The following is a 12,666-nucleotide window of genomic DNA, read 5'->3' as shown; positions in this document are numbered from 1 at the left end:
TCCGCTTCCAGCGTTCGTTCTAATCTGAACTACGCTTGAGCATCTGACGCCAACGGGAAACCGTTGGCGTCGTCATTTGGGGAGCGTTCACAAAAACGTGAACAAAATTCTTTCGCGATGGGGATCTCGACGGAATTTGAAATGGGGGAGTTGCGGGGACGAACAAATTGGGGGCGAGAGGTTCTATTAGAGGATCAAAACATGTCTCCACATAAAGTTAGCTCACTTATCTTGTACTCGATGAATTATTTCTCTATGCATGCTTCCCATAAAAAAATGGGGGACTTGCTATGATCGTCGTTGGGGGCACGAGGATCGATGGAGGCGAAGCTTATTCGCCGGTCATCGACTACAACCTTGAATACACATCCGTCAGAAGCCAGAATCACAGGCTCGTAGAGCAATTTTCGCTCGCTGAACTGGCTGGAAAGTATATCAACATCCTTTGGGATGACGGCTCACACAAGTATAATGTGAAATCGTTCCTTGGTGAAATTGATGAGATTCTGAAAGGCGTGCGCTTTTCAGGATTTGATCAGGAAATGCTCGACTCCGTCATAGGTTCGCTTCGTGAACGCGGCAACAGCAATGCAACCATCAATAGAAAGATGGCTGCGCTGAGCAAGCTGCTGCGAAAGGCGCATAAGATGGGGGACATCTATAATCTGCCGGAGTTTGTCCGACAGAAAGAACGTGCGGGACGGATTCGATTCCTCGAATATGAGGAAGAAAAGCGCTTGTTTGCAGCAGTTAAAGCACGTTGCGAGGACAGTTATCGCCTCAGTATTTTCCTTGTCGATACAGGTTGCCGCTTAGGCGAAGCCATTGGGCTCACCTGGAATGACATTCAGGAGCATCGTGTTACGTTCTGGTTGACGAAGTCGAACCGCAGCAGAACGGTTCCGCTTACAAAACGAGCGAGAAAGTCTACGGATATTGCGCATGAGCGGCTTAAAGGCCCCTTCTCCATGCTCAATCAGGTACGTTTCCGCCAGATTTGGAATGATGCCAAAATCGAAGTCGGGCTTGGAACCGATGATCAGGTGGTACCGCATATCCTGCGACACACCTGCGCGTCTCGCCTTGTTCGAGGTGGAATCGATATTCGCCGCGTACAGATGTGGCTCGGCCATCAGACATTACAAATGACGATGCGTTATGCTCATCTCGCTACTCATGATCTCGATTCTTGCGTGAAAGTTCTCGAAATTCGATAACGAGAATATTGAATAATGACTTGGTTTCGCGAGTTTGCGCGAAATCCGCTCGTTTGAAGTAAGTTAGGGTATGTGTGTCACGCAATTCGACAAAACTCGAGATGCGCAGATTCACTCTGACATGACGCTGAATACTGATTCCCACCTGAATTGAAGCCCAAGATTCAGCTTTCCAAAGCACGTCTTGTTTCGGACGTCGTGCTGATTCGCCTCTTAACGGGTAGTTTCTTCAAAAGGATCAATAATCAGGATTTACATAACTGCCTTTGAAAAACCTGAGGCTGTCGCTATCAGAATATGCGTGGGGGTTATTCCGTATCGGACGCCGATTTGATGCGTTGCGGCATATCCGATGCGACTTTAACTTCAATATTGAATTTCCCCAATTCGTGATGTGGCAAGACCCGACACAAATTGCTATTCCTGCTTCATCTTTTATCGAACGCCCGAGCAAATAATTGACGGTGAATTGACATCACCTTCGGTTCTGCTGCCTCATCCACCAGACCAAGTTGACCGGAAACACAATGGCATCGCCTCGTCTTACGCCGCTTGTTGAAAGCCTTTCCTCCACTGTCCCGTTCATAGGCCCTGAAACACTGGAGCTACAGCGCGGGAAACCTTTCGTTGCCCGAATCGGTGCTAATGAAAGCAGCTTCGGGCCTGCACCATCTGTCATTGAAGCCATGAAGCAAGAGACATCCGAAGTCTGGAAATATGGTGATCCAGAAAATTATGCGTTACGCCATGCTATCGCAGCGCACCATGGCGTGAAACCCGAGAATGTCATGCCCGGTGCAGGTGTTGATGCTTTGCTGGGACTTGTTGTCAGGCAGTATGTTCAGCAAGGTGACAAGGTCATCAACTCTTTGGGCGGCTATCCAACGTTCAATTATCACGTTGCAGGCTTCGGTGGCACCTTACTGACAGTTCCTTATCGCGACGACAAACCTGATCTTGATGCGCTTATCGACAAAGCACGCACTGAAAACCCTGCGCTGCTTTACATCGCGAATCCAGACAACCCGATGGGTACGTGGCACGAGGGATCAGACATTCAGGCCTTCATAGAGCGAGTGCCTGAAACGACGATGTTGATTCTCGACGAAGCCTATTGCGAGACGGGGCCAGCATCTGCCTTCCCACCATTTGAGTTGGAACGTCCCAATATTCTACGAATGCGCACCTTTTCAAAAGCTTACGGACTCGCCGGAATTAGGGTCGGCTATGTTCTTGGCTGCGCAAGTGCAATCAAATCATTCGACAAGATTCGTGATCATTTTGCGGTTAATCGAATTGCACAGGCTGCTGCAATCGTAGCATTAAAGGACCAAGCATATTTGCGCGACGTGGTCGAACAAATCCATGCTGGACGCAATAGAATCGCAAAAATAGCCGAGCTGAATGGGCTGAAGCCGATTCCCTCTGCAACGAATTTCGTCACAATTGATTGTTGCCACGATGGCGCCTTTGCCACTTCCGTTCTCAATGGTTTGATTGAGCGAGATATTTTCGTTCGAAAGCCTGGCGCACCTGTTCTTGATCGCTGTATTCGTGTCAGCGTCGGTGTGAAAGCACAACTGGATAAGTTTGAGATAGCCTTGCCTGATGCGCTGGCTGCCGCTCGAAACGCTTATAAAACTGCTTGATAGTGGAGAAACTTCATGTCGATCCTACGGAATGATCAGCCTCGCAGTGCTCTGTTCGGCACACTCGCTGGTCTATGCGGAGCTCTGGCAATTGCCTCTTATGCAGGTGCGGCTCATGGCGGGGAAAACCATCTTGGCACTATCGCACCAATGCTTCTGGGTCATGCTCCAGCTCTGCTTGTTTTATCGCTGATCGTGCCGAACAGTCGTGTAGCGAATATTGGCGGGGCATTACTGGTGGTCGGTTTGGTCTTGTTTTGCGGAGATCTGTTTATGCGGGACATGACGAGTAACAGACTCTTCCCAATGGCAGCGCCTACAGGCGGAAGCCTGATGATTTTTGGCTGGCTCGTGGTCGGCATCAGCAGCTGGTTCAAGAAAACCTGATTTTATAATGCGGAAACTTAACCAGAAAAAAAGGCCTTGCAAATCTGCAAGGCCCTTTCTCCAAAACGGGTTAAGTTCAAACCGACTTATAAGCCGTCTCAGATTTGGGTTTATGAATTGCCCTTGAGGCGCGCATTGCACAAGCTGTAATAGCCGCCGCCCTTCTGAACCCACTTCAAACCACCAAGTGCATTCGCGTCTTTCAGAGTGTGATACTGCTCAAGGCAGGTGTGCATACGTGCCTTGCCAGCAGATTCGCTAGAGTATTTTGCCGAAACAGCCGCTGGGAATTTGACACCCTTTGGTGCCGCTACTGTTGGAGCAGCAGGTTCAGAATTGCCATCCGTGGTGAGTGCTACAGCATCAGCACCTGGACCACATTCCGCTTTACGGAAGTCATTCCATTTGGCACCGCCGTCAGTACCGGCATCTTTTGCTGCCTGATATTTGGCACTGCACTGCTTCATGGTAAGGCCTTTGGCATCATCTGCAGCTGGCGTGGCTGCACTTTTCGCCGGTGCGGCAGCTTTCTTTGCGGGAGCAGCTGGAGCAGCCGGAGCTGCAGCTGCATCATCACCACACTGGGCTTTGCGGAAGTCGTTCCACTTTACATCGCCAAGCGTGCCAGCATCTTTGGCGGCCTGATATTTCGCGCTACATTCTTTCATCGTCAACGCGCTTGCAGGAGATGAAAAAGCAAAGGCAGATGCGCCTAGAATGATTGCGGTACCAGCAAAGGCTGTAATGGTACGAATAGACATCTCGTCGCTCCCTATCGGATACGGACTATTGATTTTGTTGCATTCGGATTAGCGCTGACCGCTCAAAGCGATCTATTCAGAATATCCGGCCTGCTTTGCCGGTCTTCACACCTTGTAAATTTGTCTTCACCACCAAGCTTGATGCCAGACAAGTTGACTGTCAATCACTCTCTTAATATTACCACTGTCTACAATACAAAAATTCTAACCGTCATTCTTTAGTCGTTACGTAAATTTGAATGACGCGAAGTAAATATACAGTAATTCCATGATCTTGTCTCAGCTTTATTGCAACACAGTTAAAATCCGGAGCTTGCCCAGATGATAAAAAGGATCATGATCATTGGTGGCGCAGGTTCGGGAAAGTCCACCCTCGCCCGTTCGCTTGGTGCAATCACCAAATTACCAGTTGTTCATATCGACACCATCTATTGGCTACCCAATTGGACAATGCGCTCTCGGGACGAAATCGGCCTTCTGAGCGATGAGGTTGCGGATCGCGATGAATGGATATTTGAAGGCAATCACAGCGAAACAATGGCGCATCGCGCAGCACGCGCCGACATGATTATTTTTCTGGATATCTCAACCCCAACACGCCTTTGGCGCGTCCTGCGCAGAACACTTCGCCATTACGGTCAATCCCGTCCTGATATGGCGGAAGGCTGTGACGAGCGTTTTGATTGGGAATTCCTGAAGTTCGTGGCTAATTACCGCAAAAACGGGCGTATTCGGGCAAAATCTTTTCTGGAAAGCGCCCCTTCGCATCTGAAAAAGCATCATCTACGCAGTCCCAAGGATGTAGAGCAATTTCTCAGTGAAACTCGCAACGAAATAATCCGAAAAAATGAGCGGTCAAAGCTGAGCTAAAATAAAAATGCGACGTTCAAAATAACAATATTGCTAGCAGTGCCGTCGGGCATCCGCGATGCTATATTTGCGAGGTCTCCCAAGACTTGGCGCTGGCGCGTGGCACATTATCCATCGGATCAGCGGGAATATGCATACACTCAAATGGCGGATCATTGCTCCGGCCCTTTGAGTAATCTTGTCCGAATTTCCGGTTTTCGCAGTTCTGGAGTTAAATGTGACCGATATCGCAGATAGGACCTCCCCGCTTGTCGATGTGACCAGCAAACTGGGGGGCGATCGTCATCGCCTTTATGAAGATGCAATCGCCATGTTGATTGGCACTTCATTCATTGCGTTGGGCATTACGCTTTATAGTCAAGCGACGCTTATGACAGGCAGTACGGCAGGAATCGCGCTGCTGATCCAATATGCCACCGGCATCGGATTTGGCTTGCTTTATTTCGTGATCAATCTGCCGTTCTACTATTTCGCTGCAAAGCGGATGGGCTGGCCATTTACGATCAGAACGTTCATCGCCGTGGCGCTTCTATCTCTCTTTGCCAAACTCATTCCTTTATGTGTTGATTTCAGCTCAATCAATCCGCTCTTTGCAGCGCTTATGGGCGGCACACTTATGGGCATGGGCGTTCTGGCACTTTTCCGCCATCGTTCCGGCGTGGGCGGCGTCAATATTCTGGCGCTTTACTTGCAGGACGCCTATGGCATTCGCGCTGGTTGGTTTCAGCTCGCGCTCGACATTATCATCATGCTCGGATCGCTGTTTTTCATCCCATGGGAAAACATGCTTCTGTCGCTTGTGGGTGCGATTGCGATGAACGTTATCATCGCAATCAACCACAAACCGGGGCGCTATCTCGGGATCAGCTGAACAAAAAGCCGCCTCATTGGGCGGCTTTTTGTTTTCTACATTCTGTAGTTCAGTGCGAAGTCATCCACTCGCGTGCACCACGCAGTGCCGCTGCCAGCTCGCTCTTGCTCATGGTCGCTGCAACCTGATTGCGCATACGTTCGGCTTTCTGGTTGCCACGGATTGCTGCAATGTTAAGCCACTTGTGTGCTTCGACGACATCAATTTCGCAGTCGCGGCCGATGGCGTATTTCAAACCCATCTCCAGCAAGATACGATCCTGAGAACCTGCCTTGTCGTGCTGTGTAACGCTCTGAAACTGTGTCATTTTCTTTGTCCCTGTTAAATCCCGAGAACCGTCCGCTCTTTGTTTCCGTGACTGGCTTTCACCGTCCCGGAACCGTCGGATCTGTCGTTCCGTTCATGGTCTTTAAGATAGGCGACAGGATTAAAATGCGCGTTAAACCAGATGCTTAACAACGCGACAACGAAATCCCAACAAGGAGTAAATTTGGGATTTTGTTAAACATCCAAGCTTCGCGAATTGCAGCGTTTTTCCGAAATTGCCGCTTTTTCATCCACAGTGCTTGGAAACCAGATGATAACCATGGCATCGATTGGCTTTGTTGAGAAAGTGATTATCGGCGAATTCGAAGCCACCAATTATCCCTCTTCCGCTTCGGACCAAACTCGATTACGTTTACGTTTGCGTAAGTTTTCTGCAGAGCTGAAAATAGAGAGCTTTGCGGCATTTTGGGAGGAATGCATGATCCGCACTTTTATTATGGGAATGACCGCCGCCGTAGCACTGACGGCAGGCTTAGCCGCACCAGCATTTGCTGAAGAAGCAATTGTCGGTACTTGGAAGCGCCCGAATGGTACGATTATCAGCTACGCTGCTTGCGGCGGCGGTAAATATTGCGGCACGGTGCAGACCGGCGAATATAAGGGAAAGTCGATTGGCACAATGTCTGGCAAGGACGGCAGCTACAAGGGCGAAGTCAACAAGCTAGACGAAGGCAAGACTTACACAGGCAAGGCCAGTGTCAAGGGAAACACTCTCTCGCTTTCGGGCTGCGTCATGGGCGGCCTGATCTGCAAGAGTGAAAGTCTCGCACGGCAGTAAGCGAATAAAATAAAAAGGCGGCTTCTAAGCCGCCTTTCTTTCAAGCATTTCTAACCAAAGCGAGTTAGCGCGCCTTCTGGCCGAAAAGAATTTTCTGCGCTTCCTTGTCATTGGCGAGGTTAGACTTTTCGCGCTCTTCCTTGCCAACCAAGAGACCACGCTGAACGGCAGGTCGTGCATTCATGGTTTCATACCAGCGCTTGAGGTTAGGGAAATCCTCCAGCTGCTGATCATAGTTTTTGTACGCGTTGATCCAACCAATGCTGGCCATGTCAGCGATAGAATATTCGCCGGCGATAAAGTCTTTGCCTTCAAGCTGACGGTTCAGGACGCCATAAAGACGGTTGACCTCATTGGTGTAGCGATCAATGCCATATTGCACCTTTTCCGGCGCATAAACGCGGAAGTGCCCGGCCTGACCCGACATGGGGCCAAGTCCACCCATTTGCCACATCAGCCATTCATCAACGACGACACGCTTGCGTTCATCCGTTGGATAGAACTTTCCAAACTTCCGACCGAGATACTGAAGAATTGCGCCTGATTCAAAAACCGAGATCGGCTCGCCGCCCGGCCCTTCCGGATCGATAATCGCTGGCATACGGTTATTGGGTGCAATTTTGAGAAAGTCCGGCTGGAATTGATCGCCCTTACCGATGTTCACATATTTGACTTCGTAAGGAACGCCTAGTTCCTCCAGCATGATGCTGATTTTGAAGCCATTCGGGGTAGGCCAATAATAAAGCTCAATGGGTTTTGTCTGCTCAGCCATGGGTATCTATCTCCCGCTTTCTTGGCTTTGTCCGTATTTCCAATGCGGGTTAACATAAGCGCCGTGCAGCCCGGCACAAGTGCGAAGCGATCAAGTTAGTGAAACATCAATATTTTTGAACGCCGGATGAATGCAGCTCTCAGGAGCAGTTCAGGTCGCATCCTTAAACTCAAGCCCGTAGAGCAAACGCTTTTAAAGCCGGGGGAATTATGCTGCTGTGGCGCGTTACGATTGTCTGTTTAATGATTGCCGGTTTTGCGATCATCGCGAGCCTTTTTGTTGATCGCAAATATGATGTTTATCGCGACCAGCCGGTCGTTGGCCCTATCACAGCAATGCACCTCAAGCATGTGGACGGAGACAGGCGGCTATGATCTCGCGTTTCCGTATTTCAGCAGGGATTGCGCTTCGTGTCCTGCTTTTCACCGCCGTCTTCACCGGTCCTGCGGCAACCTTCGCCTACACCCAAATAGGGCAGAAAGCGCAAATGAACGGGGTCGGCCTCGTACTGTATGTAAGCCTTCAAAGAAGTGCGTAAACAGGGACATGCGCGTGTCATGGAGTTTGCTATACTAAGTCATGACACAGCGAATCGAACAAACTTTCATCCCAGATATCAAAACCCCTCCCTTCGTGGAGCCGGAAGTTTTTACCGATGCAAGTGCGGCGGTTGCCGCACTGCGCAAGCTTTATGATCGCAACACCGCGTTCCTTCGCACGGCTTTTGAGCAGCTGGCAAAGGGAGAGGCTCGCCCTCAGCGTTATCGCGCTTTTTATCCCGAAATCTGCCTGTCCACCTCCAGCTTTGCGCATGTAGATACGCGCCTTGCCTTTGGTCATGTGACTACGCCCGGTGATTACGCGGCGACGATTACCCGGCCAGATCTGTTCGACCATTACCTCAACGAGCAAATTCGCCTGCTGATGCGCAATCACGGCGTTGCGGTCACCGTTCGGGAATCGGCAACACCAATTCCGATTCACTTTGCCTTCATGGAAGGCACCTATGTCGAAGCATCGGTTGCCAATGCTTTTACGCATCCGATGCGCGATCTCTTCGATGTTCCGGATCTGGCTGCAACCGACGACAAGATCGTCAATGCCGATTTCGATCCTGTTCCCGGTGAACCAATGCCGCTGGCGCCGTTCACGGCACAACGCGTTGACTACTCTCTACACAGGCTTGCGCATTACACCGCAACCAGCCCCAAGCATTTTCAGAACTTTGTTCTGTTCACCAACTATCAGTTCTATATGGACGAATTCTGCGCTTATGCGCGCAAGCTGATGGCAGATGGTGGCGGCGGCTATGATAGCTTTGTTGAGCCAGGCAACGCGATAACACGGGCAGGCGAATCCGAGCCGAGCAGCGGCATTCCGCTACAGCGTATGCCACAGATGCCTGCCTATCACCTGCAACGCGCCGATCACTCCGGTATTACCATGGTCAATATCGGCGTCGGCCCATCCAATGCAAAGACCATCACTGACCATGTTGCTGTGCTGCGTCCACATGCATGGCTGATGCTGGGACATTGTGCCGGTCTGCGCAACACTCAAGAGCTTGGCGATTACGTGCTTGCTCATGCTTATATGCGTGAAGACCACGTTCTTGATGACGATCTTCCTGTTTGGGTGCCTTTGCCCGCGCTTGCCGAAATTCAGGTAGCACTTGAAGAGGCGGTCGAAGAAATCACTGGCCTTGAAGGCTATGACCTCAAGCGCATCATGCGCACTGGTACAGTCGCAACAATTGACAATCGAAACTGGGAGTTACGCGACCAGCGCGGACCGGTTCAGCGTCTTTCACAGGCGCGTGCAGTTGCGCTTGACATGGAGTCGGCCACGATTGCTGCCAATGGGTTCCGCTTCCGCGTCCCATACGGCACGTTGCTCTGTGTTTCCGACAAGCCGTTGCATGGCGAACTGAAACTGCCTGGCATGGCGACAGAGTTCTACAAGCGGCAGGTCGCACAGCATCTGCAAATCGGTATTCGTGCGATGGAAAAAATCGCAGCCATGCCTGATGAGCGACTGCATTCACGCAAGCTCCGTAGCTTCTTCGAGACAGCTTTCCAGTAAGTATAAGGCAGTAGGCAATAGGTAGTTAGGGCAGTATGTATTTTGAAAGCATACTGCCCTTTTCCAAATTCCCCTATTCCATCATCGCGCCGTAATCAGCGGCTAGGTGCGTATCATGTCAAAACGCCGCGAAAACCTTTCATTGCTCCTATTGATCACCGCTGTTCTGGTGTCGGTCCCTCTTGTGCTTGGTTTTCTTGGATCAGCGCATCCAATGCTTGATTCATTCGGGCATTTTCGACCACATCTCGCGATTCTGATGGGTTTGCTGGCATTGCCGCTCTTGTTCACAAAGATGCGGCGTGAAGGTGCAATGATCCTGCTTTTTGCGATCCTTGCTTTCAGCACGACGCTTGGTGCCGCACGTAATCTTCTCAACGGATCATCTTCTGCACAGGCCGATGTGCCGACGACCGGCGCACGTTACAGTCTGGTGCAGATCAATCTGCGCTATAACAACCCTGAGCCTAAACGCGTTTTGCAGATGGTTGCGCAGGAAAAGCCTGACGTTATCACCTATCAGGAAGCCGGTGCAGATTGGGCAATGTGGATCGACATTCTGAAGGGTACTTATCCTTACCATTTTGAATGCCGCAAAGACGGAAGCAATATGCGCGTTGGCATTCTGTCCCGCCGCCCATTCAGTGAAGGTAGCGCTCAGTTGTGCCTTGGCGATGATCGCCTTGCCATGACTTCTATCGATTTTAGCGGCACGAGCGTGAATGTAGCAGCATATCATGCTGTGCTTCCGTGGCCATATGGTCAGGCGGCGATCATCGATGCATTGGTGCCAGAATTGCAGAAATTCAGTGGCCCTATGATCATCGCTGGCGATTTCAACGCTACGCCATGGAGCAATGCTGTCCATCGCATCGAGAAAGCTTCGACCACCAAGGCGATGACTGGTATCGGTGGCACATGGATGTTGCAAAACCTTCCGATAAAACTCGCGCCCTATGTCGGACTGCCGATCGATCAGGTTCTCGTAAGCCATGAAATCGAAGCGCCCGCTGCAACCACACGCGAGGACGTGAGCTCCGATCACTTGCCTATAAGGCTTGAGTTTTCGGTTCCGATGCCGGTACCGCCAGACACTGACGAGCCGGAAACTCAATCAGTCATGCTCTCATTTTGAAGCGTTAGAGCGACCTTTGTGCACCCGGCACTCTAATAAAAAAGGCGGTTTAAAACCGCCTTTTTATTACATGTTCACGCAAACATTACATGTTCACGTAAACTGGTCCTTCGCCGCCTTGTGGCGGAACCCAGTTGATGTTCTGGTTCGGGTCCTTGATATCGCAAGTTTTGCAATGCACGCAGTTCTGCGCATTGATCACAAAGCGAACATCCTTGGCCTGCGGATCAGCCGCGGAATTGCCGTCAGCATCCACCCATTCATAAACACCTGCAGGGCAATAGCGCGTCGATGGACCTGCAAAGACATCATGCTCTGATGTCTGCTGCAGCTTCATGTCAGCCACATGCAAATGAACTGGCTCGTTTTCGTCATGGTTTGTGTTCGAAAGAAACACCGACGAAAGACGATCAAAAGTCAGAACGCCATCCGGCTTCGGATAATCGATCTTCTTGTGCTTTGCTGCTGGCTCAAGGCTTTGCGCATCGTTCTTCCCATGCTTCAGCGTACCAAAGAATGAGAAGCCAAACAGCTGATTGGTCCACATATCAAGACCACCGAGAGCAACACCCATAACCGTTCCGAGCTTCGACCAGAGCGGCTTCACATTGCGGACCTTCTTGAGATCCTTGCCGATAGCGCTGTTACGCCAGCTGTTTTCGATTTCAATCGGCTCATCATTGGCACGACCAGCGGCCAATGCTTCCGCAATCTTGTCGGCGGCAAGAATGCCCGACAGAACTGCGTTATGACTGCCCTTGATGCGGGGAACGTTGACGAAGCCAGCCGAACAGCCGATCAGCGCACCACCCGGGAAGGACAGTTTTGGCACTGACTGGAAACCACCTTCGGTAATCGCGCGCGCGCCATAAGAAAGGCGTTTGCCACCCTCGAATGTATCGCGGATCGCCGGATGCGTCTTGAACCGCTGGAACTCTTCAAACGGCGACAGATAAGGGTTCTTGTAGTTGAGATGCAGTACGAAGCCGACTGCAACCATATTGTCTTCAAGATGGTAGAGGAACGAGCCACCGCCGGTCTTCATATCAAGCGGCCAGCCAAATGAATGCTGTACCAGACCCGGCTTATGCTTGGATGGATCGACCTGCCAGAGTTCCTTGAGGCCGATACCAAACTTGGCTGGTTCACGACCCTCATCAAGCTTGAACCTCGCGATCAGTTCCTTTGCCAACGAGCCGCGTGCGCCTTCACCGATCAGAACATATTTGCCAAGCAGCGCCATGCCGCGCGTGTAATTTGGACCGTGCGAGCCATCACGCTCGACGCCCATATCACCAGTAGCAACACCGATTACAGCGCCTTCATCATTATAAAGCACTTCGGTGGCAGCAAAGCCCGGATAGATTTCAACGCCCAGCTCTTCTGCTTTCGTGCCAAGCCAGCGGCAGACATTGCCGAGTGACACGATGTAATTGCCGTGATTGTTCATCAGCGGTGGCATGGCGAAATTTGGTAGACGCACCGAACCCGCAGGACCAAGCAGCAGGAAATGGTCGGTGGTCACAGGGGTCTTGAACGGATGCCCCTCTTCCTCACGCCAGCCTGGCAGAAGCTGATCGATACCACTTGGATCAACGACGGCGCCCGACAGGATATGCGCGCCAACTTCCCCGCCCTTTTCAAGAACGACGACTGAAAGCTCCGGATTGATTTGTTTGAACCGAATAGCCGCAGCAAGGCCTGCAGGACCTGCGCCGACAATCACAACATCAAATTCCATGCTTTCGCGTTCGGGAAGCTCCTGGCTCGCGATTGCTGGGGCTTCAGACATTCTAGGCCTCCGTCTGGTGTAACTT

Annotated in this window: 13 protein-coding genes; 9 read left to right on the top strand and 4 right to left on the bottom strand. The window is 51.0% G+C overall.

The genetic code is table 11. The annotated features are described in order from the left end of the window. Window positions 1-290 precede the first annotated feature (290 nt). The 3 genes from CEV34_RS10445 to CEV34_RS10435 all read left to right on the top strand — a co-directional run bounded on the left by CEV34_RS10445 (window position 291) and on the right by CEV34_RS10435 (window position 3,253). A complete protein-coding gene (locus CEV34_RS10445; RefSeq protein ID WP_007874253.1) occupies window positions 291-1,217 on the top strand; it encodes a tyrosine-type recombinase/integrase in 927 nt (308 codons plus the stop codon). Between the two features lie 527 nt (window positions 1,218-1,744). Then, window positions 1,745-2,866, top strand: a complete 1,122-nt coding sequence (locus CEV34_RS10440; protein WP_007874251.1) for a pyridoxal phosphate-dependent aminotransferase — start codon at window positions 1,745-1,747, stop codon at window positions 2,864-2,866. 15 nt (window positions 2,867-2,881) lie between these two features. After that, a complete protein-coding gene (locus CEV34_RS10435; protein ID WP_007874249.1) occupies window positions 2,882-3,253 on the top strand; it encodes a DUF423 domain-containing protein in 372 nt (123 codons plus the stop codon). A 110-nt stretch (window positions 3,254-3,363) separates the two neighbouring features. Here CEV34_RS10435 and CEV34_RS10430 read toward each other — a convergent pair whose 3' ends face one another. After that, entirely contained in the window at window positions 3,364-4,014 is a 651-nt protein-coding gene (locus tag CEV34_RS10430) for a hypothetical protein (RefSeq protein WP_007874247.1), read from the bottom strand. A 321-nt stretch (window positions 4,015-4,335) separates the two neighbouring features. Here CEV34_RS10430 and CEV34_RS10425 point away from each other — a divergent pair, with 321 nt between their 5' ends. Further along, a complete protein-coding gene (locus CEV34_RS10425; RefSeq protein WP_094543563.1) occupies window positions 4,336-4,884 on the top strand; it encodes a P-loop NTPase family protein in 549 nt (182 codons plus the stop codon). A gap of 217 nt (window positions 4,885-5,101) precedes the next feature. Next, window positions 5,102-5,755 (top strand): YitT family protein, encoded by a 654-nt coding sequence (locus CEV34_RS10420; protein ID WP_039859605.1) that lies wholly within the window; start codon window positions 5,102-5,104, stop codon window positions 5,753-5,755. A gap of 49 nt (window positions 5,756-5,804) precedes the next feature. On the opposite strand, the gene CEV34_RS10415 is transcribed toward CEV34_RS10420, so the two are convergent. Next, on the bottom strand, window positions 5,805-6,062 hold the full coding sequence (locus CEV34_RS10415) for a sel1 repeat family protein (protein ID WP_007874242.1): 258 nt from the start codon (window positions 6,060-6,062) through the stop codon (window positions 5,805-5,807). A gap of 438 nt (window positions 6,063-6,500) precedes the next feature. On the opposite strand from CEV34_RS10415, the gene CEV34_RS10410 reads away from it, so the two are divergent. Continuing rightward, entirely contained in the window at window positions 6,501-6,860 is a 360-nt protein-coding gene (locus CEV34_RS10410) for a DUF2147 domain-containing protein (RefSeq protein WP_007874241.1), read from the top strand. A gap of 64 nt (window positions 6,861-6,924) precedes the next feature. Here the strand turns inward: CEV34_RS10410 and CEV34_RS10405 are convergent, their stop codons facing one another. Then, a complete protein-coding gene (locus tag CEV34_RS10405) occupies window positions 6,925-7,632 on the bottom strand; it encodes a glutathione binding-like protein (protein WP_007874240.1) in 708 nt (235 codons plus the stop codon). 209 nt (window positions 7,633-7,841) lie between these two features. Between CEV34_RS10405 and CEV34_RS26975 the strand changes: the two genes are divergently transcribed. The 3 genes from CEV34_RS26975 to CEV34_RS10395 all read left to right on the top strand — a co-directional run bounded on the left by CEV34_RS26975 (window position 7,842) and on the right by CEV34_RS10395 (window position 10,849). Further along, the gene (locus CEV34_RS26975; protein WP_179253481.1) at window positions 7,842-8,006 is read left to right on the top strand and encodes a hypothetical protein; all 165 of its coding nucleotides are present in this window, start codon (window positions 7,842-7,844) and stop codon (window positions 8,004-8,006) included. A 205-nt stretch (window positions 8,007-8,211) separates the two neighbouring features. Beyond that, on the top strand, window positions 8,212-9,714 hold the full coding sequence (locus CEV34_RS10400) for an AMP nucleosidase (RefSeq protein WP_064320363.1): 1,503 nt from the start codon (window positions 8,212-8,214) through the stop codon (window positions 9,712-9,714). A gap of 115 nt (window positions 9,715-9,829) precedes the next feature. Then, entirely contained in the window at window positions 9,830-10,849 is a 1,020-nt protein-coding gene (locus CEV34_RS10395) for an endonuclease/exonuclease/phosphatase family protein (RefSeq protein WP_094543560.1), read from the top strand. Window positions 10,850-10,934: 85 nt separating this feature from the next. Here CEV34_RS10395 and CEV34_RS10390 read toward each other — a convergent pair whose 3' ends face one another. Continuing rightward, window positions 10,935-12,641 carry an electron transfer flavoprotein-ubiquinone oxidoreductase gene (locus CEV34_RS10390; protein WP_007874234.1) on the bottom strand — a complete coding sequence of 569 codons (1,707 nt, stop codon included), beginning with the start codon at window positions 12,639-12,641 and terminating at the stop codon, window positions 10,935-10,937. Window positions 12,642-12,666: the final 25 nt, after the last annotated feature.

This window comes from Brucella pseudogrignonensis (assembly GCF_002252525.1).
Taxonomy (GTDB): Bacteria; Pseudomonadota; Alphaproteobacteria; order Rhizobiales; family Rhizobiaceae; genus Brucella; species Brucella pseudogrignonensis.
This window is presented reverse-complemented; position numbering and strand designations above follow the sequence as displayed.

Coding starts and splice junctions, on each gene's coding strand:
- CEV34_RS10435 (WP_007874249.1), top strand. CDS start 2,882: ATGTCGATCCTACGGAATGATCAGCCTCGCAGTGCTCTGTTCGGCACA.
- CEV34_RS10430 (WP_007874247.1), bottom strand. CDS start 4,014: ATGTCTATTCGTACCATTACAGCCTTTGCTGGTACCGCAATCATTCTA.
- CEV34_RS10445 (WP_007874253.1), top strand. CDS start 291: ATGATCGTCGTTGGGGGCACGAGGATCGATGGAGGCGAAGCTTATTCG.
- CEV34_RS10410 (WP_007874241.1), top strand. CDS start 6,501: ATGATCCGCACTTTTATTATGGGAATGACCGCCGCCGTAGCACTGACG.
- CEV34_RS10425 (WP_094543563.1), top strand. CDS start 4,336: ATGATAAAAAGGATCATGATCATTGGTGGCGCAGGTTCGGGAAAGTCC.
- CEV34_RS10415 (WP_007874242.1), bottom strand. CDS start 6,062: ATGACACAGTTTCAGAGCGTTACACAGCACGACAAGGCAGGTTCTCAG.
- CEV34_RS10400 (WP_064320363.1), top strand. CDS start 8,212: ATGACACAGCGAATCGAACAAACTTTCATCCCAGATATCAAAACCCCT.
- CEV34_RS10395 (WP_094543560.1), top strand. CDS start 9,830: ATGTCAAAACGCCGCGAAAACCTTTCATTGCTCCTATTGATCACCGCT.
- CEV34_RS10405 (WP_007874240.1), bottom strand. CDS start 7,632: ATGGCTGAGCAGACAAAACCCATTGAGCTTTATTATTGGCCTACCCCG.
- CEV34_RS26975 (WP_179253481.1), top strand. CDS start 7,842: ATGCTGCTGTGGCGCGTTACGATTGTCTGTTTAATGATTGCCGGTTTT.
- CEV34_RS10440 (WP_007874251.1), top strand. CDS start 1,745: ATGGCATCGCCTCGTCTTACGCCGCTTGTTGAAAGCCTTTCCTCCACT.
- CEV34_RS10390 (WP_007874234.1), bottom strand. CDS start 12,641: ATGTCTGAAGCCCCAGCAATCGCGAGCCAGGAGCTTCCCGAACGCGAA.